Source organism: Methylocystis sp. (assembly GCF_050246715.1).
Classification (GTDB): domain Bacteria; phylum Pseudomonadota; class Alphaproteobacteria; order Rhizobiales; family Beijerinckiaceae; genus Methylocystis.
In genome coordinates, this window is record NZ_JBFWVN010000008.1 from 1 (window position 1) to 20,336 (window position 20,336).

Annotated in this window: 22 protein-coding genes; 10 read left to right on the forward strand and 12 right to left on the reverse strand. The window is 62.3% G+C overall.

What is annotated here, in order from left to right; all coding sequences use genetic code 11:
- The first annotated feature begins 175 nt into the window (after window positions 1–175).
- Entirely contained in the window at window positions 176–616 is a 441-nt protein-coding gene (locus AB7I51_RS05005) for a hypothetical protein (protein ID WP_428403235.1), read from the forward strand.
- A gap of 145 nt (window positions 617–761) precedes the next feature.
- On the opposite strand, the gene AB7I51_RS05010 is transcribed toward AB7I51_RS05005, so the two are convergent.
- Entirely contained in the window at window positions 762–1,886 is a 1,125-nt protein-coding gene (locus AB7I51_RS05010; RefSeq protein WP_428403236.1) for an AI-2E family transporter, read from the reverse strand.
- A 10-nt stretch (window positions 1,887–1,896) separates the two neighbouring features.
- Complete coding sequence (locus AB7I51_RS05015) at window positions 1,897–2,244, reverse strand: integrase core domain-containing protein (protein WP_428403295.1); 348 nt, start codon at window positions 2,242–2,244, stop codon at window positions 1,897–1,899.
- A gap of 105 nt (window positions 2,245–2,349) precedes the next feature.
- On the opposite strand from AB7I51_RS05015, the gene AB7I51_RS05020 reads away from it, so the two are divergent.
- Both AB7I51_RS05020 and AB7I51_RS05025 read left to right on the forward strand, forming a co-directional pair.
- The gene (locus AB7I51_RS05020) at window positions 2,350–2,910 is read left to right on the forward strand and encodes a carboxymuconolactone decarboxylase family protein (protein WP_428403237.1); all 561 of its coding nucleotides are present in this window, start codon (window positions 2,350–2,352) and stop codon (window positions 2,908–2,910) included.
- Window positions 2,911–3,386: 476 nt separating this feature from the next.
- Window positions 3,387–3,746 (forward strand): hypothetical protein, encoded by a 360-nt coding sequence (locus AB7I51_RS05025; protein WP_428403238.1) that lies wholly within the window; start codon window positions 3,387–3,389, stop codon window positions 3,744–3,746.
- A gap of 14 nt (window positions 3,747–3,760) precedes the next feature.
- Here AB7I51_RS05025 and AB7I51_RS05030 read toward each other — a convergent pair whose 3' ends face one another.
- Together AB7I51_RS05030 and smbP are read right to left on the reverse strand one after the other, a co-directional pair.
- The gene (locus AB7I51_RS05030) at window positions 3,761–3,949 is read right to left on the reverse strand and encodes a hypothetical protein (protein ID WP_428403239.1); all 189 of its coding nucleotides are present in this window, start codon (window positions 3,947–3,949) and stop codon (window positions 3,761–3,763) included.
- An 11-nt stretch (window positions 3,950–3,960) separates the two neighbouring features.
- Window positions 3,961–4,314: a small metal-binding protein SmbP gene (gene smbP / locus AB7I51_RS05035; RefSeq protein ID WP_428403240.1), complete on the reverse strand. Its 354-nt coding sequence runs from the start codon at window positions 4,312–4,314 to the stop codon at window positions 3,961–3,963.
- 483 nt (window positions 4,315–4,797) lie between these two features.
- Here smbP and AB7I51_RS05040 point away from each other — a divergent pair, with 483 nt between their 5' ends.
- From AB7I51_RS05040 to AB7I51_RS05050, 3 genes are all read left to right on the forward strand, one after another.
- The gene (locus AB7I51_RS05040; protein WP_428403241.1) at window positions 4,798–6,093 is read left to right on the forward strand and encodes an SDR family oxidoreductase; all 1,296 of its coding nucleotides are present in this window, start codon (window positions 4,798–4,800) and stop codon (window positions 6,091–6,093) included.
- Window positions 6,090–6,560, forward strand: coding sequence for a DUF2269 family protein (locus AB7I51_RS05045; protein WP_428403242.1), 471 nt, complete (start codon window positions 6,090–6,092; stop codon window positions 6,558–6,560). Before AB7I51_RS05040 ends, AB7I51_RS05045 begins: the two co-directional genes overlap by 4 nt.
- Window positions 6,561–6,864: 304 nt before the next feature.
- Entirely contained in the window at window positions 6,865–8,040 is a 1,176-nt protein-coding gene (locus AB7I51_RS05050) for an amidase (protein WP_428403243.1), read from the forward strand.
- Window positions 8,041–8,328: 288 nt separating this feature from the next.
- On the opposite strand, the gene AB7I51_RS05055 is transcribed toward AB7I51_RS05050, so the two are convergent.
- From AB7I51_RS05055 to AB7I51_RS05090, 8 genes are all read right to left on the reverse strand, one after another.
- On the reverse strand, window positions 8,329–8,769 hold the full coding sequence (locus tag AB7I51_RS05055) for a low molecular weight phosphatase family protein (protein WP_428403244.1): 441 nt from the start codon (window positions 8,767–8,769) through the stop codon (window positions 8,329–8,331).
- Window positions 8,770–8,784: 15 nt separating this feature from the next.
- Window positions 8,785–10,212, reverse strand: a complete 1,428-nt coding sequence (locus tag AB7I51_RS05060) for a hypothetical protein (RefSeq protein WP_428403245.1) — start codon at window positions 10,210–10,212, stop codon at window positions 8,785–8,787.
- Window positions 10,213–10,288: 76 nt separating this feature from the next.
- On the reverse strand, window positions 10,289–10,768 hold the full coding sequence (locus tag AB7I51_RS05065; protein ID WP_428403246.1) for a UPF0262 family protein: 480 nt from the start codon (window positions 10,766–10,768) through the stop codon (window positions 10,289–10,291).
- A gap of 3 nt (window positions 10,769–10,771) precedes the next feature.
- A complete protein-coding gene (gene hisD, locus AB7I51_RS05070; protein ID WP_428403247.1) occupies window positions 10,772–12,073 on the reverse strand; it encodes a histidinol dehydrogenase in 1,302 nt (433 codons plus the stop codon).
- A gap of 27 nt (window positions 12,074–12,100) precedes the next feature.
- Complete coding sequence (locus tag AB7I51_RS05075) at window positions 12,101–12,604, reverse strand: DUF2948 family protein (RefSeq protein WP_428403248.1); 504 nt, start codon at window positions 12,602–12,604, stop codon at window positions 12,101–12,103.
- Between the two features lie 294 nt (window positions 12,605–12,898).
- Window positions 12,899–14,191, reverse strand: coding sequence for an adenylosuccinate synthase (locus AB7I51_RS05080; RefSeq protein ID WP_428403249.1), 1,293 nt, complete (start codon window positions 14,189–14,191; stop codon window positions 12,899–12,901).
- A gap of 170 nt (window positions 14,192–14,361) precedes the next feature.
- On the reverse strand, window positions 14,362–14,772 hold the full coding sequence (locus tag AB7I51_RS05085) for an ArsC/Spx/MgsR family protein (protein ID WP_428403250.1): 411 nt from the start codon (window positions 14,770–14,772) through the stop codon (window positions 14,362–14,364).
- Window positions 14,773–14,909: 137 nt separating this feature from the next.
- A complete protein-coding gene (locus AB7I51_RS05090; RefSeq protein ID WP_428403251.1) occupies window positions 14,910–15,632 on the reverse strand; it encodes an SIMPL domain-containing protein in 723 nt (240 codons plus the stop codon).
- Window positions 15,633–15,761: 129 nt separating this feature from the next.
- Between AB7I51_RS05090 and AB7I51_RS05095 the strand changes: the two genes are divergently transcribed.
- The 4 genes from AB7I51_RS05095 to AB7I51_RS05110 all read left to right on the forward strand — a co-directional run bounded on the left by AB7I51_RS05095 (window position 15,762) and on the right by AB7I51_RS05110 (window position 20,335).
- Window positions 15,762–16,445 (forward strand): glutathione S-transferase family protein, encoded by a 684-nt coding sequence (locus AB7I51_RS05095; protein ID WP_428403252.1) that lies wholly within the window; start codon window positions 15,762–15,764, stop codon window positions 16,443–16,445.
- A 91-nt stretch (window positions 16,446–16,536) separates the two neighbouring features.
- Window positions 16,537–17,736 (forward strand): sensor histidine kinase, encoded by a 1,200-nt coding sequence (locus AB7I51_RS05100; RefSeq protein WP_428403253.1) that lies wholly within the window; start codon window positions 16,537–16,539, stop codon window positions 17,734–17,736.
- A gap of 1 nt (window position 17,737) precedes the next feature.
- Window positions 17,738–18,928 carry a tRNA epoxyqueuosine(34) reductase QueG gene (queG, locus tag AB7I51_RS05105; RefSeq protein WP_428403254.1) on the forward strand — a complete coding sequence of 397 codons (1,191 nt, stop codon included), beginning with the start codon at window positions 17,738–17,740 and terminating at the stop codon, window positions 18,926–18,928.
- A 177-nt stretch (window positions 18,929–19,105) separates the two neighbouring features.
- The gene (locus tag AB7I51_RS05110; protein WP_428403255.1) at window positions 19,106–20,335 is read left to right on the forward strand and encodes a hypothetical protein; all 1,230 of its coding nucleotides are present in this window, start codon (window positions 19,106–19,108) and stop codon (window positions 20,333–20,335) included.
- Window position 20,336: the final 1 nt, after the last annotated feature.

The following is a 20,336-nucleotide window of genomic DNA, read 5'->3' on the forward strand; positions in this document are numbered from 1 at the left end:
CCTCGAGGCCTTCCCCGAGAGCACAGAATCACGACAGCGGCGCCGGATCAATTTGCAAGCAAACAGCATCCCGCGCAGCGAAAACCTGCGGAAACGATTACTTCCGCAGGTCTCAAAACTTCGTCACATCAACGCCTTGCGAGTTCTTCACGGATGACGGCTTCGGCGCCAGAGAATGCGCGCGTCGCTGCGCAACTCTCTTCAAGACAGCACATTCGCGGTCGCGACCCCGTCAAGCGCCTTCCTAGCGCCGCCTCGCGCGTCTCATGAACAAACGCCCCAAAAGGCCAATGAGATAGCCGCCGATCGTGATTGCGAAATAGACGACGATCACGAAAGCCCATCGATCATTGGCGGATACCGCCCTGCGGAATATTTCCGTCAGATAAGTGAGATCAATGAACCTGTTGGCGAAGAATCCGCTAGCGACGGCGAGCGCTGGGGCGATCCACCAGGGAGCCCTGAAATAGCCAAGCAGCGCGGCGAGCAGAAAGACGATCAAACCGAAGATGTGCAAGAATTCCAGGAAAATCGCTTGAGACAGCAAGCCAATGAATCTGATCGCCCAAAGCATCTGACGCCTCTCTGCGCAAGCTCAGACCATCGTCTTATCTGAATTCGAGCGCAGCAGCCATATGGTTTACCCGCCGCAAATCACCGGGTGTTTTCAAAATGAGCGCCGCCCGGCATACACGCGCTCCTGGTCGGCGGCGTGGGCGTTTGGATTGCGCGGCGAAGCGTGGAAACATCTGCGTCGCCGTTTAGGCGGGTTGGCGAGGCGACACGCCGGGCCGCCCTCCTGACAGGATCTCCGCCGCCCATCGGTTCGACGGAAATTGTTCAAGAATCGTCAGCGTCGCAATCGACAGCGGGACGCCGAGAAACGCCCCAAGCGCGCCCCACAGGAAAGTCCAAAGAACAATCGAAAAAAGGACGATCGGCGGGGAGATCGACAGAGCTGATCCGGAAAACACTGGCTCCAGATAGCTCCCAATGATGAACTGGATCACCAACACCCCGAAAAAAACCACCAACGGCGTTTCGATTGAGCCGAACTGCACGAAGGCAAAAAGCGGCAGAAGCGCTGTAACGATGAGGGAGCCGATGTAGGGCAGGTAGTTCAACGCAAAGGTCAGCACGCCCCATGCGCCGGCCATTTCCAATTCCATGAACTGGACGAAACCCCATACCGCGAGACCTGTCGCAATGCTGGCGATCGTTCGAACGAATATATAGGTGCGGAACTTTTCGCCGATCTTCCTGCCGCCTTCGAGCAAGCGCCGGCTTGTCTCCCGATTTTCGAGTGAAGCAATACGCTTCCGAACGGCTTCGGTTTCCGCTAGTCCTAAAATTACGTACACGAGCACGATGACTGCGAAGGCTAAAATTGTGTTCACTCTAACGGCGACTATGTGAAGAAGCCTTATAACCGACGCGGTGTTAAACTGTTCAGCAATGAGCGTTAAGATAAAAATGTCATGCTCTTCCAGCCAGGACGTGGATGTCATCACAGTTTCCTGGATGCGGTCGAGATTCTGTCTGGCCCACTCCACCACCTCTCTGCCGCCCCAAGCGATCAGAGCAAACAGCGCCAGGATCGCCGCGGCGGTCAGCGCGACCGTCACACTCAACGCAATGGCCTTTCCTACTCTCGCCTGCATCGACTTCTGCAGGGGCCAAGCAATCGCAATGATGAAGACGGCAAAGACGACGGGCTCAAGGACCGCCTGCCCGAACTTGCAGCAGATCAGAACGATAAAGAGGATCACTACGACGGAGGTCACGCGCGTAATGCGACTGTTTTCCATGATGATCCCGTTATTATTGGACGCCCGGTCGGTCGTTTGCGATTTTGATACGAAGGGTGGAGCGATCGGCGGCGCCATTCATCTGTGGTCAGCCCCCATTGGGTGATCCAAGTCTAATGTTAGTTTCAGAGCGGCTGAACTTGCCCCCGACGTTGGACCGGGTTGGCCAGAAAATTCCGGCTTCATTCGCCGGCCCGGATTGCAGGGGCGGCGAATGCAGCTCTCCCGGCGTTTTATTGCCGATCGAGCTACGCGATCGCACGTCGTTATAGTTTCTACGCCAAGCCTCGCATTTTTGACGCGCCTCGTCGAGGCTGAGACGCAACCAAGTTGCCGCCTTCGTCACATTCCGTTCGGCGAGCGGCGCGTCGAGGGTTGCCAGGAGATCGAGATCGATGCAGCGGGTATCCATAGTTTGGATTTCTAGTCTTAACATTATCGATTTCACATATGCCAACAATCGGCCCAAATATCATTGGCGCGCGTAGCATTGGACGCAGGACCGTCCTTTCTGCCGCGCGTCCTCTCGAAAGGCAGGTCCATGTTCAAGTCCTATTCCCAGAAAGACGCCCCCAAGGAATCGCTCCCGCAAATCGAACGGTCGCTGAAAAACTACGGTTTTCTCCCGAAGCTGCACCAGGTGCTGGGGGGAGCGCCGGCTGCCTACCAGGCCTATCTCGATACCTTCGCGCTCTTTGAGCAACAGACGACCTTCACTCCGCTGGAGCAGCAGGTCGTGTTCATGACCGCGAACTATGAGAACAACTGCCACTATTGCGTCCCGGGCCACACTTTTCTGATGACCTTCAAGAAAATGCCGGCCGACGTCATCGAGGCGCTGCGCGAAGGTCTCCCGATCAAGGACGCCAAGCTCGAAGCGCTCAGAACCTACGCGCGCCAGCTTCTCGACAAGCGGGGGCATCTCGACGAGCGCGAGATCAAGGCGTTCCTGAATGCGGGATACACCGAGCGGCAGGCGCTCGAGGTGCTGGTCGGCCTTGCTTCCAAACTGATTTCCAACTTCACCAATTCGTTGGCGCATACCGAACTCGACGAAGTGTCGCTGCCCCATGCCTGGGTTCACCCGAAGGACCGCAAGTAGCCGCGCGTCCATCGTCCCTAGCGATAATCCCCTGACCAAAAAAGATTCTTATCGTTTTCGCCCACCCCGAACTGACGTCCATCACCGGTCAACTGGTGGGGCGCTTTTGTGGCTGTAGTTCCTTTGATGCTTCGCGTTGCCATTTTGCAAATAGCTGCCGCCCACGATCGTCGATCTTCGCGTTGAAGGCGTCGCTGGGACATGGGTTTTGCACGGTAGACTACGAGTGTGTAGCATCATCGTAAGACCGGCTTTCGTGCGCCAGGAGACGCCAGCGGGAATGTACGGTTCGACAACCCCGCCGCGCGGCTTGGTGAGAATCGGGGTCGAGAAAGGAACAATTCAATCAGATTCCGTGTTTTAGAATGCGGTCGCGTTCAAGAGTGCGACTCGGCGCCTGCGAAACAATCGTCCGGGAGGGTGCGCCTATGCGTAAGCAATTCAAATCCGTCTTGGCTTGCACGTTGTGCGGAGCGATGGCTCTCTCGGCTATGCCGGCTGAGGTTCTAGCCGGGCCGATGAGTGTGGCCCCGCCCGCCGATATCGGCCTAACGTCTCCCGCCGACACAATACGCTACCGCGGTCGCCCATATCGACATTACGTGCGCTATTACCATCCGCGTCGGTATTACCGCCGGGGCTACGGTTATCGCTACAATCCTGCAGGGGCGATGTTCGCCGCTGCGGCTCTCGGAATAATGGGCGCAGGCATCGCCGCCGCGACGGCTCCCCGCTACTACGGCTGGGGCTATCCCTACGGCGGATGGGGCTGGGGCGGCGGCTGGGGCTATCCCGTCGGCGGCTGGGGCTATCCTTATGGAGGCTGGTGGTGGTGAAACCGGCCGTCAATTTAGATGGCGATCCTGCGCTGATTGATCCGGCGGTCGCTGCTTGAAAGCAGAAGTTCCGCCGTTTCGCCGAGCGACACTTTGTCTAATCCGTCGCCATAATCAGGCGACCAACAAAGATGACGTTCGCCATCGTTTGCGTCGCCTTGGCGATCCCTCACTTGTTGCAAGATGCTTTCAATAAGCATCATTCAAAGTTGTTTCATCCCGCCGCCCGAAGTTGCGTCAGCGCCTTCTTCGCCAGTGACGCGGCTCGGCGCGAGTATTTCAGCAGATGCGTGCCATAGGCGGTCTTGCGCGCGCGGCGCAGATAGGCGATCGCCCTTTTGATATGTCGATTCGCGTGCGCCCTTTGCGCCATAACGGCATGATCGATGGCGTTGTCGATGTGCTGGACGAAAGAGGAGCTGTGAGCCGGCTCTTCGCCATAAGGGATCGCTTTGTTGATCTCGGCTATGGCCTTGGCGAGATGATTCGTCGCGAGCGCGGCGCCAGGAATGGCAAACGCCGCGATTGCGGCGCCCATCGTAGCGCTCAGGAATCCGCGTCTGTTCATAATGGTCTCCTATCTATCGAGCTAAATCGCCGGGTGGCCATCCCAAGCTAAAACTGGCGCACACTTAAGATACCTAGCGCTTCGTCATGCGCGCGAAAGGGCTAGCGCGTCGCTCGAACCGCACTGGCCGCAACTGCTCCAGTTCAATTGCCAAGGCGCGGCAGACGCCGTTGGTAGGCGACGACTCGAAAAAACCACGAATTGCCGCCCGGCGCAGCCGCTCTAACTAAATGTCGCTGCGCAACTTGAATGCGCGAGGCGTCCAATGTCGCCTGGGCGAGATTTTGATCGGATAGCTGAGACGTTACTGATCGTCCTGATTCTGGCGACGGTCAACGCCACCCTGTTCAGCGTCATCTACCGAATGCTGCGATAGCGCGCTCACGAAGAGGCCGCATTGCGCGTGTGGCGCTGGTCCCTGTAACACTACGCGCCTAGATTCGAATTATGGCGACGCCAACGTTTCATGATCAAGAGCGACCGATGAAAGTTCTTCTCGTTGGCGCGACAGGCTTCATCGGATCGAGCCTTCTTGCAAAGCTTCTCTCGGCTGGACATTGCGTGATCGCCGCTTCGCGCGGACGCGCCGGCGTTCGACGGCAATTTCCTAAGGCGAACTGGGTTTCCCTCGACCTGAGAACTGTAAACGACCCGCGGCAATGGTCGACATATCTCGATGGCGTCGACGCCGTCGTCAATTGCGCCGGCGTGCTCGGCGGAGGCGGCGCCGATTCGACCGACGCTGCGCATCGCCTAGGTCCGGCCACTCTGTTTGCGGCGTGCGAACAGGCCGGCGTCAAACGGGTCATTCACTTTTCCGGCGTCGGCGTCGACCGACAAACGCCGAGCGAGTTCTCTAGAAGCAAGGCTGAGGGCGACAACGCGTTGAAGGCCGCGTCGCTCGACTGGGTCATCCTGCGCCCCTCCGTCGTCGTCGGACGCCCGGCTTATGGCGGAAGCGCGCTGTTTCGAGGTTTGGCGGCGCTGCCGATCGTCCCGCGCTTCAACAACGCCGGAGAGCTGCAAATCGTCCAGCTCGACGATGTCGTGGCGACGGCGCTGTTTTTTCTTTCGCCCTCGGCGCCTTCGCGCCTTGAACTTGAGATCGTCGGTCCCGAGCGTCTGACATTCAACGATGTCGTCGCCGCCTACCGCAGCTGGCTCGGATGGCGGCCGGCCTGGCGCGTCGATCTTCCCGACTGGTTGATCAATGCGATGTACCGCATCGGCGATTTTCTCGCCTGGCTCGGCTGGCGCACGCCGATCCGCGACATTGCGAAAAGAGAAATGACGCGCGGCGCCGTCGGCGATCCGACGCAATGGACGAACATCACGGGCGTCGAGCCGCGCTCGCTCGGCGCCGCGCTCGCGGCCGAGCCCGCCGACGTGCGCGAGAAATGGTTTGCGCGCATCTATGCGCTCAAGCCGCTCATTTTCGTCGTCACCGCGCTGACTTGGATTTCGACGGCGCTGATTTCATTCGGACCGGGATGGGATATCGGGCTGGGACTATTGCATGAAGGCGGACTGTCGGGCCCGATCGTTCCGCTGACCGTATTTGCCGGCGCCTCATCCGATCTCATCATCGGCGTCGCCATCGCCTTTCGAAGAACATCCAAAATCGCGCTTGTCGCCGCGCTCATCCTCTCATTCATCTATCTTATCGTCGGCTCCATTCTGGCGCCGCGACTCTGGATGGAGCCGCTGGGGCCAATGCTCAAAGTCTGGCCAGTGATGGCGCTGAATATCGTGTGTCTTGCGATCGTCGACGATAGATGACCTATCTCATCGTTAAATTTCTTCACATCATCGGCGCCACGGTTTTGCTCGGCGCAGGCGCCGGAATCGCCTTCTTCATGGTGATGGCGCATATCACCCGCTCCGCGCCGGTTATCGCCGGCGTGGCGCGCATTGTCGTGATCGCCGACTTCCTGTTTACGGCTTCGGCCGTCGTGCTTCAGCCGATCACCGGCGTCGCGCTCGCCTGGCTCTCTGGCTATTCGCTTACCGAGGGCTGGATCGCGCTTTCAATCGCGCTCTATTTTTTTACCGGCGCCTTCTGGCTGCCAGTCGTCTGGATGCAGATGCGCATGCGCGACATCGCGCAGGCCGCTGTTGCGGCGAATCAGTCGCTGCCGCAGAGCTACCACAGATTATTCTGGTGGTGGTTCGCTTTCGGCTTTCCCGCCTTCGCCGCCGTTCTGACGATCATATGGCTGATGATCGCCAGGCCGCAGATATTCTGAATGCGAACGCCCGCGACGCGACGCGCGCGCCTATCGGCTGTACCAGAGGTAGATGATCGAAATAGCCAAAGCCAGCGCAAACCCGATGATCGCATTGCGCAGAAAGCCGCCGCCAAATTCATCCATCTCGCCCCTCCTATAATCGGCGCCGCGCCGGCGCTTTGTAGAAAGCCTGCGAACCGCGCAACTGTAGCATCCGCGGCCTACGCGTTTCGTCTCGCCACAATCTTGGGTATAATCTCGCTCGGGCGCAATTCTATTCCCGCCGCGCCGATGCTCTGGCCGCACCAGGAAGGATGCCGCGATGAAAGTAGATCTCGGCGCGCTCTCCGTCGTTCTCAACCAGGGCACAGATGCGCCGGGGCCGCTCGCCGGCGCGACATTCGTCGTCAAGGAGAATATCGACGTCGCCGGACACGTCTCGACGAACGGACACCCGACATGGGCGAAGACACACGCCGCCGCGGCGCGCAACGCGCCGGTCGTGGATCGCTTGCTTGACGCTGGGGCGCGCCTCGTCGGCAAGACCAATATGGACGAGATGGCCTATAGTCTGCTCGGCGCCAATCCGCATTACGGCACGCCGATCAATCCAGCCGCGCGGGACCGGCATCCTGGCGGCTCGTCGACAGGCTCGGCGGTCGCCGTCGCTGCTGGCCAGGTCAATTTCGCCATCGGCACCGACACCGCCGGCTCCTGCCGAGCGCCGGCCGCATTTTGTGGAATCTTGGGTTTCCGCACATCGCACGGCGCCGTGTCGATGGAGGGAATCGTTCCGTTGGCGCCCTCCTTCGACGCCATCGGCTGGTTTGCCCGCGACATCGACGCCATGGCGTCGGTCGGCGACGTTTTGTTGCCGGCGGACGCGAAGAACGCCGAGGTCGGAGAAGCCGTGCTGCTCACCGACGCCTTTTTAGGAGTCGAAATGGATTTCGCCTCGGCGGCGGCGCATCCGATCGACGCCCTGAAGGCGTTCGAGCCCTGGCGCGAAGCGACGCTCGGCGAGGAATTCTTCAAGACGGCTCTGGGGCATTTCCGCAATATGCAGGCTTTCGAGGCCTGGGCGGCGCATGGCGATTGGATTACGGCGAACAGACCCGCCTTCGGCAAGGGCGTCGAAGAGCGTTTCGCCTTTGCGGCCAAGGTGACCGCCGACAAGAGGGACGCCGCCCAAGCCTTCCGCGACAAGGAGCGACCAAGGATTGACGCGATGCTCGGCGAACGCGGCTTCTTCGTCATGCCGACGGCGCCGTTTCGCGCGCCGCTGCTCGCCGAAACTGAAGAAAAGCTCGACGCCAAGCGCTATCAGATGATGCGGCTGTTTCTCATCGCCAGCTTTTTCGGCCTGCCTCAGATCAGCATTCCGCTGCCGACAAGCGAAGCGCCGGTTGCGCTGTCCTTCGTCGGCAGACATGGCGCCGATCGCGCCCTGATCGCCTTCGCCCAGCGCTTCTGCGCGCAGATGAAGAAGGCGCTATAATTCCGGTTTCTCCCTCGCACGCACCGTCGGTCGTCATTGCGAGCAACGCAGCGACGAAGCAATCCAGAGCAAGGGGCATTCTGGATTGCTTCGCTTCGCTCGCAATGACGAGCTCGTCCCGAATGGAAGTCGGGTATGATACGAATTCCAACTGATCCGTTCACTTGGTCTTTGTCATTCCCGGCAGGCCGAAGGCCTGACCGGGAATCCAGGGCAAATTCAAATACGCTGGTCTTGCTCTGGATTCCCGATCGCGCGCTTTGCGCGCGTCGGGAATGACATCCGCGCTCATCCGATCGGCCGCGGCCCGTGGCCGAGTAGCTCCTTGATCCGTCCCGTCAGCCTTTCGCGCACGTCGCGATAGGCCTCGAGTATCGCTTCGCGCGATCCGTGCGCGGCGGTTGCGTCCGGCGTCGGCCAATAGACGACGTCGACCGCCATCGTGCGGGTGAACTCCAGTGCCTTGTGGTGCGCCTCTGGCGACAGAGTGATGATCAAATCGAAGTTCGAATCTTCAAGATCTTCGAAACTGTGCGGCTTGTGCGCCGAAATATCGACGCCGATCTCCTCCATCGCCGCGATGGCGAAAGGGTCCGGCGCGCCGCGTTTCAGTCCCGCCGAAGCGAAGTAGATTTCGCGGCCGAAATAATGCTTGGCGATCGCTTCGGCCATGGGCGATCGAACAGTGTTGAGCGTGCAGGCGAAGAGGATCGACTGGGGTCGCGTCACGTCGCTAACGCTCTTTCATCGCCGGCTCGTCGCCGACTGCCGGTCCTGTTCAATGAAGGCTGCAAGTTCTTTCGTTTGATCCGTGAACAATTGCAGCGCGTTGACATCGAGCGGCTCGCTAAGGCGCTGCATCAGCAGCAGATCCCCGCCGACGGAGAAGGCCGGCGCCAGGCCGCAAAAGAAAAATCCTTGAGCGCGTGCGGCCTCCGTCAATAGCGGCAGGCCAGGATCGCCGATATGGGCGGAAAGCTGCACGGCGCGTGCGCCCAGACTGTCGACGTCGCTCATCGCCTGCGCCAGTTCGATGGCGGCGTTCGATCCGATCGTCTCGAAGCGAATCCTGCCGTAGCCGCCCTCGTTGACGGCGATGCTGGTCATCGATCGCGTTTCTTTTGGCGTCCTGCCATCGAGCGGAGAAACGCTAACGCCAAGACGCCCATATGTCGCCGAAATGACGTCGCGATATTCCTGCGGCGCGACGATTTCGCATTCGCCCGACGGCTGCAGGAAGCGGAAAGTAAGCAGAAAGCTCTGGCGCTGCCCGGCCGTCGGCACGGGCAAATCCTTCGAATGCAGCGTCTCCGGCGCCGCGCCGAGCAGGATGGCGGTCGTCGGCATGCCGGCGCGCTCATCATTGCGTTGCGAGAATGTGTGCGTGGTGACGGGCTCGGCGTAGATTCCGACGAGCCCCAGTCTGACGGCTTCATCGGTCAGCCGTTCGGTCATCCGCTCCAGGAGATGGCGTCCGCGGTACGAGGGGAGCACGACTGCTTCGCCGCGTTCAGCGACCATCGCGCCGGCCTCTCGCTCGAGCGCCACATGTCCGATCACCTCGCCGCGCGCGTCGCGGCTCACCATCGGGATCAGCTCTCCGCTCTCGACTTTCCGCCAGTAGCGATGCGGCGAAAAGACTTCGCGATGAATATAATTATGTCCGTAGACGGCGAGGAAGCAGCGCGCGATCGCCGCCGAATCGCCCTGCCGAGGGGCGTCGATCTGTACCTCTTCCGCCGCCGGCGCCGCCGCTTCGGCGGTCGGCTCCTCCACGCCGGTTGCGTCACGAGAGGTCTCGATGCTGCGATGGAGCGCGATTTCCCAGCCGTCGACGCCTCGCTCTCGATAGGAAATTCCCGCGTCCCGCCGCAGTTGCGGGCCGAGCGACGGAAGGATTGCCGAAAATCGAGAATGGCCGGCGAGCAGAATCCGCACGCGCGCTTCGCGCTTCTCTGACGACAGAATCACCGAAGCGCGTTCCGAGTTCGCGCTCGACTGGCAGAGAATGCACCAGATTTGCTCGGCGTCGGCGGCAAGCAGGCTTGCGATCGCCGCCGGAACCCCACTGACGAGCGAGGCTTCGCGAACGAAGGCGCGAAGCAGTTCGCCGCCTTCTGGTTCCATCGAGAGCCGCAGCTCGGCGTAGTGATCCGAATTATTCTTGCCCATGCGAAGCATTCCAAATGCCTGAGGCTATCCAGCGCTGCGCCGCGTGATGCTGCAGCATCGGCGCCAAGCGCCGCATTTACCCTTTCCAGTGAAGCGCCGTGATCAGCGTGAAGATGCGTCGCGCCGTGTCCTGATCCGTGTCGATCTTGCCTTTCAGACGTTCGAGGAGAAGCTGCGCGCCTTCGTTATGAAGCCCGCGACGACCCATGTCGATCGCCTCGATCCTGCTCGGCGTCGCATTGCGTATCGCCGCATAATAGTTTTCGCAGATCATGAAGTAATCTTTGAGGATGCGTCTGAACGGCGTCAGCGAGAGAATATGGGTGACGAGGCAGACGCCCTCAGCGTCGCTGATCTTAAAAACGAGCTTGGCGTCGACGAGCGAAATCAGCAGCGCGTAAGGCCCGCCGTCATGACCGATCAGCGAAAAGCTGTTTTCCTCGATGAGATCATAGATCGCGATGGCGCGCTCATGCTCCTGATCCGCGGAGCCGCGGCCGATCGAATTTTCGTCGAGCGTGACGGAAATCAGCCGCTTCGACTCGCTTGACTCCACGCCTCACGCCCCGAGCTGATTGAGGCGGATCGACACCGAGCGCGCATGCGCCTCCAGGCCTTCGGCGTCGCCGAGCGTCACCGCGGCGGCGCCGATGGCGCGCAGCGAGTCGGCGTCGCATTTCAGGATCGAGGTGCGCTTGACGAAATCGAGCACGCTCAGGCCCGAAGAAAAGCGCGCCGAGCGCGCCGTCGGCAAAACATGGTTCGAGCCGCCGACATAATCGCCGACGGCCTCGGGCGTGTAGGCGCCAATGAAAATCGCGCCGGCGTTCGAAACGCGCGCCGCCAGCGCCTCGGCGTCTTCGCTGATGATTTCGAGATGTTCGGCGGCGATGCGATCGGCGAGCGGAATGGCGTCGGCGAGACTCTTCACGACGATCGTCGCGCCATAGTCGCGCCAGGAGGCGCCGGCGATCTCCTTGCGCGACAGCGTCGTGAGATGCCGCTCCACCGCGCCGGCGACGGCGTCGGCGAGCGTCGAATCGTCAGTGATGAGAATCGACTGCGCGGATTCGTCATGTTCGGCCTGCGCGAGCAGATCGGCGGCGATCCAGTCGGGATTGGCTGAGGCGTCGGCGAGGATCAGCACTTCCGACGGCCCGGCGATCATGTCGATGCCGACCTGGCCGAACACCCGGCGCTTCGCCGCAGCGACCCAGGCGTTGCCGGGACCCACGATCTTGGCGACGGGCGCGATCGTCTTGGTGCCATAGGCGAGCGCCGCGACCGCCTGCGCGCCGCCGACGCGGTAGATTTCATCGATGCCGGAGCGTTTGGCGGCGGCGAGCACCAGCGGCTCGACATGGCCGCCAGGCGTCGGAACCACCATGACGATGCGCTTCACGCCGGCGACCTTCGCCGGCACGACGTTCATCAGCACGGAAGAAGGATAGGCGGCCGTGCCGCCAGGCACATAGAGTCCCACCGAGTCGAGCGGCGTCCAGCGCCAGCCCAGTTCGACGCCGGCGGCGTCGCGAAAACGCAGATCCTGGGGCCTCTGCCGCTCGTGAAAGGCGGTGATCCGCTCCAGCGCGAGATCGAGCGCCGCAAGCTGCTCGTGCGAACATTTGGCTTCCGCCGCCGCGATCTCTTCGCGCGAGACGGCGATGCCGGTTTGTTCAAGGTCGATGCGGTCGAAGCGTTTGGAATAGTCGATGAGCGCCGCGTCGCCACGGGCGACGACATCCTCGATGATGCCGCGAACGGTCGCGTCGACGTCCTGAGACGCTTCGCGCTTCATCGCGAGCAGCGACGCGAAACGTTCTTCGAAATCGGGCGCGGCGGCGTCCAAACGCAGGGTCATGATCCTCTCCAGCCGGAAGTCCGGCTGTCATGGCCCTCCGGGAACGCCCTCGTCAAGTTCGCCTCCAAGTTCTCCGCCAAGATCATGGACCGGACGGGCGGCGACCTTCCAGCGTGGTCCCACGTCACAGAGTTGCGCTTCGACGCATTCGACATCGAGCGCAATCGACGCGCCGCCGGCAAAATGGAGGCGAATCACGCCAGACGGCGGCTCGGGGTCAGGTTCGAAAGTGACCGCGAGGAGTTCGAGAATGGCCTCAGGATGCTCGCGCGCGACGCGCTGACAGCGTACGCGCTGCACGCCTTCGAAATGCAGGCCGCAGCGGCAGCGTTCCAGTCGTCCGTCAAGCTCGGCGGCCCAATCGAAACGCGACCCGACCATCGCAAAGCGGCGCTTGTCGGGAAGAAAAGCGATGTCACCGACGCGCACCAGCGCATCCTGCAGATGCGCCGAAAGCAGCGAAAGGTCTTCGCCGTCGAGCGCATGCAGGCGCAGGGCGTGATGTTCACAAGGCCGGCTGGGCGGTTCCATTTCCTCTCCTCCTTCGCCCATATGGCGAAGGGCGAGCGGCGACGCAAGCCCGCGCAACGCTGGGTCTGTTAGACCGTTCCGGCAGTCCGCGCGGTCGCGAAGGGCGTAACCTCACCCTCCCCTTTCAGGGGAGGCTCGCATTGCGAAGCAAAAGCGGGGTGGGACGACCGCCGAGATAACTCCATCAGAAGGGGGTCCAGCGGACGGCGCGGCTTGACGGCATGGTTTGCGAAATCGCTCCACCCCACCCGGGCGCTTAGCGCCGACCCTCCCCCTCGAGGGGAAGGTGTGCGCTCAATCCTGAAACGGATTGTGCACGAGGATGGTGTCGGCGCGTTCGGGGCTCGTCGAGAGCAGCGCCACCGGCGCCTCGATCAGCTCTTCGATGCGACGGACATATTTGATCGCTTGCGCCGGCAGATGCGCCCAGGAACGCGCGCCGCTCGTCGATTCCTTCCAGCCGGGGAAGCTTTCATAGACCGGCTGCACCCGCGCCTGCGCCGCCTGCGAGGCCGGCAGGCGCTCGATGCGCTTTCCATCAAGCGTGTAATGCGTGCAGATTTTGATCTCGTCAAAACCGTCGAGAATATCGAGCTTGGTCAACGCGAGGCCGTTGATGCCCGAGGTCTTCACCGCCTGGCGGGTGAGCACCGCGTCGAACCAGCCGCAACGGCGCCGCCGCCCGGTGTTGGTGCCGAATTCATGGCCGCGATCGCCGATCAGTTCGCCGATCGCATCGTGAAGCTCGGTCGGGAACGGTCCGCCGCCGACGCGCGTCGTATAGGCCTTACCGATGCCGAGCACATAGCCGATGGCGCCGGGTCCGAGGCCGGAACCGCTCGCCGCCGACGCCGCCACCGTGTTGGACGAGGTCACGTAAGGATAGGTGCCGTGGTCGACGTCGAGCAGCACGCCCTGCGCGCCCTCGAAGAGGATGCGCTTGCCGGCGCGACGGTCGTTTTCGAGCAGCTCCCAAACGGCGTCCATGAACGGCAGAATGCGCGGCGCGACGGAGAGCAGCTCCTCGCGCAAGGCGCCTGCATCGACCTCCGGCAGGCCGAGGCCGCGCCTCAACGGATCGTGATGCGCAAGGAGACGCGCAATCTTGTCGTCCAGCAATTCGGGCTCAGCGAGGTCCATGAGGCGGATCGAGCGGCGCCCGACCTTGTCCTCATAGGCGGGGCCGATGCCGCGCTTGGTGGTGCCGATCTTGGCGCCGCCGCCCGCCTCCTCGCGATGCGCATCGAGTTCGCGATGGAGCGACAGAATCAGCGGCGCATTTTCCGCGATCTTGAGATTCATCGGCGAAATCTCGACGCCCTGCTCCCGCAGCCGGTCGATTTCGCCGACGAGAAAGTGCGGATCGACGACCACGCCATTGCCGATGACGGAAAGCTTGCCCGGCCGCACAATGCCGGAAGGCAGAAGCGCGAGCTTATAGGTCACGCCGTCGATGACCAGCGTATGCCCGGCGTTATGACCGCCCTGAAACCGCACGACGACGTCGGCCTCAAGCGACAGCCAGTCGACGATTTTGCCCTTGCCCTCGTCGCCCCATTGGGCGCCGACCACCGCCACATTCGCCATGGCCGTATCTCATTCTCCAACAGAAAAAGCCCCGCGCGGTAACGCCGGGGCTGGTTACGGCAAGGGTTTAGCGCATGCCGTCTTGAGGGTAAAGACCCGGCCGGCGACGCAGGGGGGCCGAGCGCGGCTGGCGAAAAAAGCGGAAGCCAGTCCTTCGCGTAAAGCGCGCTCTATGCGGCGTCGTCCGCGACCGAGAGGAGGCACCCTTCGTTGACCGTCTCTCCGGTTTCCTTCAGGCCGATCCAACGGTCGACCGCCTTCGGGTCGAAGCCCGCCTCGCAATGGTCGCCGATGCGCATCAGCGGGCGACGAATGAGCAGCGGATCGAGGATCATCATCACCAACGCTTCCTGCGGCGTGACTTTCTCCGGATCGACCTCTCCGGATTTGATCCGCGGCGACGCGGCGTTGAACCATTCCGGCACCGGCGTGGCGCCGAAATAGGGACGCAGGCTGGATGCGGTCCAGGGTTCGCTCACGAGGCTTCGCGCCTCGACTTCATGTCCAGAAGCGCGGAGAAGCGACTTTTGCCGCGCATTGCCGGCGCAGCCCGGCTTTTCGTAAAAAATCACGTGAGCCATCCGCCACCCTCACATTGCCCCTGGGCTCCTGGCGCCGATGAAAGCTTAGCGCGAAATTGTGCAGCGCGAAACGGCTTTAATCGAGGAAATTGCAGGCAATACGGGGGGTCTGCGCCGCTTTGGCGGGCAGAGGCGTTCTAGCGCGAGAGTCCCCAAATGATGCTTACGCGGGCCGAGAGACGCTGGAGTCCGGGGCGCAGCGGGATTTCCATGGCGGCGGGAGCGGCGCCGGCCTTCGCAGCGAAAGCGCGCGGGCGCATGTCGCCCTCGTTGATCGGACGAATTTCCAATACGCGCGACAGGCGCATTCCCGCGGCGTCCGCATAGATTTTGGCCTGACGTTCGGCGTCCTTGACCGATTCGCGCCGCAATGCGTCGAGCCTTTGCTCGGGATGCGCGATCGCGAAATCGACGCCTTCGAAACTGTTGACCCCCTTGTCGATCAGGCTTCCGGCGATTTCCCCGGCCTTGCCGATTGGGGTCACCCGCACCTGGAGATCGTTCCGGGCGCGGAACAATTTCCGCACCGACTTGATCTTGCCGGTCTTGGGGTCCCGCTCTTCCGTGGTCGCCGGCGCAAGCGTCATGCCCAGCGTCTCGACTTCGGCGTCAGGAACGCCAAGTTCCTTAAGCTCTGCAAGTATAGCCTCCGCCGCATGCGCGTTTTCCGTCGCAGCGTCTGCGGCGGACGGACGTTCGGTGACGACGCCGAAGCGCAGAATCGCCACATCTGGCGCTACGTCCTCGTAAGCCTCGCCAATGACTGAAAGATTTGGGACGCCGTCCTTCAGCGAGTCGCCATGGGCGGCGCCCGAGAACAGCATCGCGCCGAACGAAAGTGCGAAGACCAAACGAATCATGGCATATCCTAACGAAAGCTGAGCGCCATTGAGCTTTACAAGGCCGCAAAACCGCCTGCTAGCGGTGCTATTCCAAACAGCATACACAACCTCGGCCTGACGGTCGTCACGCGTCCTCTCGAAAGCCTCATGCCCACGCTATATCATCATCCGCTCTGCCCGCATTCCCGATTCATCCGGCTCATCCTGTCCGAATACGGCATTGACGCCACGCTCGTCGAAGAGCGCGCGAGCGACCGCCGCCCGGAGTTTCTGGCGCTCGACCCGGCCGGACGCACGCCGGTCTTTGTCGAGGACGACGGGACTGTCGTTCCCGGCGCCGGCGTCATCGCCGAGTTTATCGACGAAGTCTATGGCCCCGAGCGAGGGGCGCAACGGCTGCTGCCGCAGGCAATGTCGGCGCGCATTGAAACGCGTCGCCTCGTCGACTGGTTCAACGTCAAATTTTACGACGAAGTCACGAACTGGCTGATGACGGAGAAAGTCTACAAGCGCTTCGTGCCGCCGGGCGGCGCGCCGGACATGGACGTGCTGCGCGTGGCGCGCGCCAATATCCGCCACCACCTGCGCTACATCGGTTATCTGACCCATACGCGAAACTGGCTGGCGGGCGATCGATTGACCTATGCCGATTTCGCCGCGGCCGCGCATATTTCCTGCGCCGACTATCTCGGCGACGCGCCATGGGAGGAAGATGAAGCGGCAAAGCAGTGGTATCAGCGGATCAAATCGCGCCCGGCGTTTCGTCCCCTGTTGACCTATCGGGCGCCAGGACTCGCGCCCGGTCGCTACTATGCGGAGCTGGATTTTTAACCCTTGGCCGGAGTCGATCGACCGCCGGTCATCCGGCCGCGCTTGACAATCGTTTGGTAAAAGCAAGTGAAGGTCCATACAGGACAATCGAATGAGCGAGCCCGACGATCGGGATGGTGAAATCATCGAGCCCGCGCGCGGCGCCGACCCGTCGCGCGGATTGCAGCAGCGCATTCGGCAGCAGGAAATATTGGCGGAACTCGGCGTCTCCGCGCTTCAGGGCGCGACGTTCGATCAGCTGCTGACCGACGCCGTGCGACTGACGGCGCAAGGGCTGGACGCGGAATTCTGCAAAGTTCTGGAACTGCTCCCCTTCGAGAATGAATTTCTGGTGCGCGCCGGTGTCGGCTGGAGTCCCGGCGTCGTCGGCGTCGCCAAAATCAGCGCCAATCTCGACTCTCCCGCCGGCTACGCCTTGCGCTGCGGCGCGCCGGTCATCTCCAATCATCTCGAGAGCGAGAAGCGGTTCAAAACTCCCGAGATATTGCGGCGGCACGGCGTCCACCGCGCCATGAACGTGATCTTGCAGGGCGACGGAAAGCCTTTTGGCGTGCTCGAAGTCGACAGCCGTTCACCGACCGAATTCGTCGAGCAGGATATCGCTTTTCTGCAGGGCGCCGCGAATATTCTCGGCATGGCGATCGAACGCGAACGTGAAGAGCGCAAGCTTCGCGCGGCGCTTGCGCGCAACGAAGCGCTGCTCAAAGAAATGAACCATCGCGTGAAAAACAGCCTTGCAATCGTCGGCGGCATGCTTCGCCTGCAAGCGAATGACGCGGAGGACGAGCAGGCGGGCGACCTTCTCAACGAGGCGTCGCACCGCGTGGACGCCATCGCGAAGGCGCATGACCAGCTGTCTCGCGGCTCGGACGTCGAGCGCATGGACATCGGCAAATATGTCGAAGCGCTCTGTCGCGACCTCGACGAAAGCGTCGCGCAATGCGACGTGCGCACCGAAGTCGAAGAAGGCATAGTCATCGCGACCGATCGCGCCGTCGCGACCGCGCTGATCGTCAATGAACTCATCGCCAATGCGGCGAAATACGCCTATGAGAGCCAGTCGGGAGTCATTCTGGTGAGGGTCGCGCGCGCCGGCGAAAAGAATTTCGTGGCGTCGGTGCGCGACGAAGGCGCGGGGAAGCCTCACGCGACCGACTCTCAAGGCCGCAAAGGCCTCGGCATGCGGATCATCGGCGCCTTCACGCGCCAGCTCGATGCGACATTCGAGATGAAGAAGCATGATCCGGGCACGGAATTCATCGTCTTGATCCCGCTTCACACGCCTTCCTGACATGCAAACGTCCTTCTCACCGGCGCTGACGGCGACTCGTCAGCAACGAAATCGACGTGAAAAGCGCGCCGGGGCGCCGCCGACGATCGAAGAGGACATCCGCGCTCACGCCTTCGAGCTTGGCTTCGACGTCTGCCGCTTCGCGCCTGCGGAGACGGCGCCCACACATGGAGAGCGGCTGCGCGCCTGGCTGCAAGACGGCGCGCATGGCGATATGAGCTGGATGCTCGAAACCGCCGATCGCCGCTCGGCGCCTCGCGCGCTCTGGCCGGAAGCGACAAGTCTCGTCATGCTCGGCCTGAACTACGGGCCCGAGGGCGATCCGCTCGCGTCGCTCGCAAAGCCCGACTGCGCGACGATTTCCGTTTATGCCCGCAACCGCGATTATCACGACCTCATCAAGGGTCGGCTGAAACGGCTCGCCCAATTCATGCTGAAACGCGCCGGCGCAGGCGACGCCAAAGTCTTTGTCGACACAGCGCCCGTCATGGAAAAGCCGCTCGCCCAGACGGCCGGCGTCGGCTGGCAGGGCAAACATACGAATCTCGTCTCGCGCGATTTCGGCTCCTGGCTCTTCCTTGGCGCGATCTTCACCGATATGCGTCTCACGGCCGATCCGCTTGAAACCGATCATTGCGGCTCGTGCCGCAAATGCCTCGATATTTGTCCGACGGCAGCGTTTCCGGCGCCCTACCAGCTCGATGCGCGCCGCTGCGTCTCCTATCTGACGATCGAGCATAAGGGCCCGATTCCGCTCGAATTTCGTGAAAAAATCGGCAACCGAATCTATGGCTGCGATGATTGTCTAGCGGTCTGCCCCTGGAACAAATACGCCAGCGTCGGACGGGAAGCGAAGCTCGCTGCGCGCCCTGAATTTCAATCCCCGCCCCTGGCGCGACTGTCGAGGCTCGACGATGCGGCGTTCCGGACGGAGTTCGCCGGTTCGCCGGTCAAACGCATCGGGCGCGACCGTTTCTTGCGCAATGTTCTGATCGCGATTGGCAATTCCGGTCGTCCGGAGCTAGCCGCGGAGGCCGAGCGGCTGGTTGACGATGGCGCTCCGATCGTTCGGGGAGCCGCCATCTGGGCGCTTGGCAGACTGGCGCCGGCGCGGCTGGCTGAGCTTCGTCGGCAAAGACTGGCGGCCGAACCGGACGAGACCGTTCGTGAGGAGTGGCGCCAGGCCGCTTAAATCCCGCCGCTTTTTGGCGATTCAGTGCAAAGCGTGGCGCGTTCCGAAAAATAGCAAAAGCGCCACAGTCGCCGAAAAATTGCGCCCTTTGCCAGATTTACTGCGCTGCGGCGGACTACTCGGCGGCCGTTTCGTTCTAATCTTTAACTCAGACCCCAAACTCAACCGCATCTCGCAATGTCCGTCCTTTCGCGCCGCAATACCGACGAACCCGCAGAAGAGGCCGCCCGCCTGCTGCTGCGCATCGGCGTATTTTTGCTGTTCGTGGTCTCGCTCATCGCGCCGATTTTGGCGCGCCAGACGGTCTATGTTCTGCTGCCGATCGGAGCGGCGCTGCTTCTGGCCGCCGCAACGCTCACGCCGGACGAGAGTTCGGCGCGATCCATGCGCGCGATCCTGCTTTCTCCGCCGTTTCTCGCCGCCCTGCTGCTGGCCGCCTGGACGGCGCTTTCACTGCTCTGGACGCCCTTCGAGGGTCCGGCGGAACGCTTCGCCAAAATTGCGGCGACGCTTGCGCTGGTCGCGCTGGCGACCGGATTTCTTCCTCTGCGAACAAAAACCTCCAACCTCAATCTCCTGCCGATCGGCGTCGCGGCGGCGACGATCGCGCTCGTCGCGGTCACCCTGCTGCTGAAGCCGCAATATACGCTCGATGACATTCTCGACGTCGGGCCGCTCGGCCGCGCCGGACTTGGCCTGTCCTTGCTGGTGTGGCCGGCGATGGGCGCGCTCGCCGTGCGCGACCGATGGTATTGGGCGGCGGCGCTCGCCGTCGCGACGGCGCTGGCCTGTTATCTCTCGCGCGCCCCGAATGCGATGCCGGCGCTCGTCGCGGGCGCGGCGGTCTTTGTCGCCTCCTTCGGCCGCGCGCGAGCGATGGCCGCCGTTATCGCGGCGCTGATGGCGGCGATCGTGCTGCTCGCGCCGCTCGCCGCCTATTTGGCGCATGCTCTCTGGCCCGATAATCCGCCAGCCTTCTTCAGACATCTCGCCTTCTGGGGCCAGATGATCGGGACCGACGGCTGGCGTACGGCGATTGGACATGGGTTTGGCGCGGCGACCTGGGGCGTGCTCGGCGGCTATCTGACGCCCGCCACGCCGCGCAGTCTCGTCTTCAAGATTTGGTTCGATCTGGGTGCTCTCGGCGCGGCCGCGGCGGCGCTTGTCGCCGCCCGCGCCAGCCTGTTCGTCGGCCAGTCGCGTCCGGCGCTTGCGCCCTTCCTTCTGGGCGGCATCGGCGCGGGTTTCGCCCTATGCCTGTTCGGGCCGGCGGCCGAGCAGCTGTGGTGGCTGACGCTCGCCGGACTCGACGCCATCGCCTACGCCCTGGTCATGCGCGGCCAATTCCGCAAACGCCTGCCGCGCGTGCCTGTTGGTCTGGGCGCGCCTGCCGGGGACAGTGCTTAGC

Bases quoted from the DNA above. Each gene is read 5' to 3' on its own strand.
- AB7I51_RS05005 (WP_428403235.1), top strand. From the start codon at position 176: ATGCGCGCGTCGCTGCGCAACTCTCTTCAAGACAGCACATTCGCGGTC.
- AB7I51_RS05010 (WP_428403236.1), bottom strand. From the start codon at position 1,886: ATGGCGCCGCCGATCGCTCCACCCTTCGTATCAAAATCGCAAACGACC.
- AB7I51_RS05015 (WP_428403295.1), bottom strand. From the start codon at position 2,244: ATGTTAAGACTAGAAATCCAAACTATGGATACCCGCTGCATCGATCTC.
- AB7I51_RS05020 (WP_428403237.1), top strand. From the start codon at position 2,350: ATGTTCAAGTCCTATTCCCAGAAAGACGCCCCCAAGGAATCGCTCCCG.
- AB7I51_RS05025 (WP_428403238.1), top strand. From the start codon at position 3,387: ATGGCTCTCTCGGCTATGCCGGCTGAGGTTCTAGCCGGGCCGATGAGT.
- AB7I51_RS05030 (WP_428403239.1), bottom strand. From the start codon at position 3,949: ATGATGCTTATTGAAAGCATCTTGCAACAAGTGAGGGATCGCCAAGGC.
- smbP (WP_428403240.1), bottom strand. From the start codon at position 4,314: ATGAACAGACGCGGATTCCTGAGCGCTACGATGGGCGCCGCAATCGCG.
- AB7I51_RS05040 (WP_428403241.1), top strand. From the start codon at position 4,798: ATGAAAGTTCTTCTCGTTGGCGCGACAGGCTTCATCGGATCGAGCCTT.
- AB7I51_RS05045 (WP_428403242.1), top strand. From the start codon at position 6,090: ATGACCTATCTCATCGTTAAATTTCTTCACATCATCGGCGCCACGGTT.
- AB7I51_RS05050 (WP_428403243.1), top strand. From the start codon at position 6,865: ATGAAAGTAGATCTCGGCGCGCTCTCCGTCGTTCTCAACCAGGGCACA.
- AB7I51_RS05060 (WP_428403245.1), bottom strand. From the start codon at position 10,212: ATGGGCAAGAATAATTCGGATCACTACGCCGAGCTGCGGCTCTCGATG.
- hisD (WP_428403247.1), bottom strand. From the start codon at position 12,073: ATGACCCTGCGTTTGGACGCCGCCGCGCCCGATTTCGAAGAACGTTTC.
- AB7I51_RS05075 (WP_428403248.1), bottom strand. From the start codon at position 12,604: ATGGAACCGCCCAGCCGGCCTTGTGAACATCACGCCCTGCGCCTGCAT.
- AB7I51_RS05080 (WP_428403249.1), bottom strand. From the start codon at position 14,191: ATGGCGAATGTGGCGGTGGTCGGCGCCCAATGGGGCGACGAGGGCAAG.
- AB7I51_RS05085 (WP_428403250.1), bottom strand. From the start codon at position 14,772: ATGGCTCACGTGATTTTTTACGAAAAGCCGGGCTGCGCCGGCAATGCG.
- AB7I51_RS05090 (WP_428403251.1), bottom strand. From the start codon at position 15,632: ATGATTCGTTTGGTCTTCGCACTTTCGTTCGGCGCGATGCTGTTCTCG.
- AB7I51_RS05095 (WP_428403252.1), top strand. From the start codon at position 15,762: ATGCCCACGCTATATCATCATCCGCTCTGCCCGCATTCCCGATTCATC.
- AB7I51_RS05100 (WP_428403253.1), top strand. From the start codon at position 16,537: ATGAGCGAGCCCGACGATCGGGATGGTGAAATCATCGAGCCCGCGCGC.
- queG (WP_428403254.1), top strand. From the start codon at position 17,738: ATGCAAACGTCCTTCTCACCGGCGCTGACGGCGACTCGTCAGCAACGA.
- AB7I51_RS05110 (WP_428403255.1), top strand. From the start codon at position 19,106: ATGTCCGTCCTTTCGCGCCGCAATACCGACGAACCCGCAGAAGAGGCC.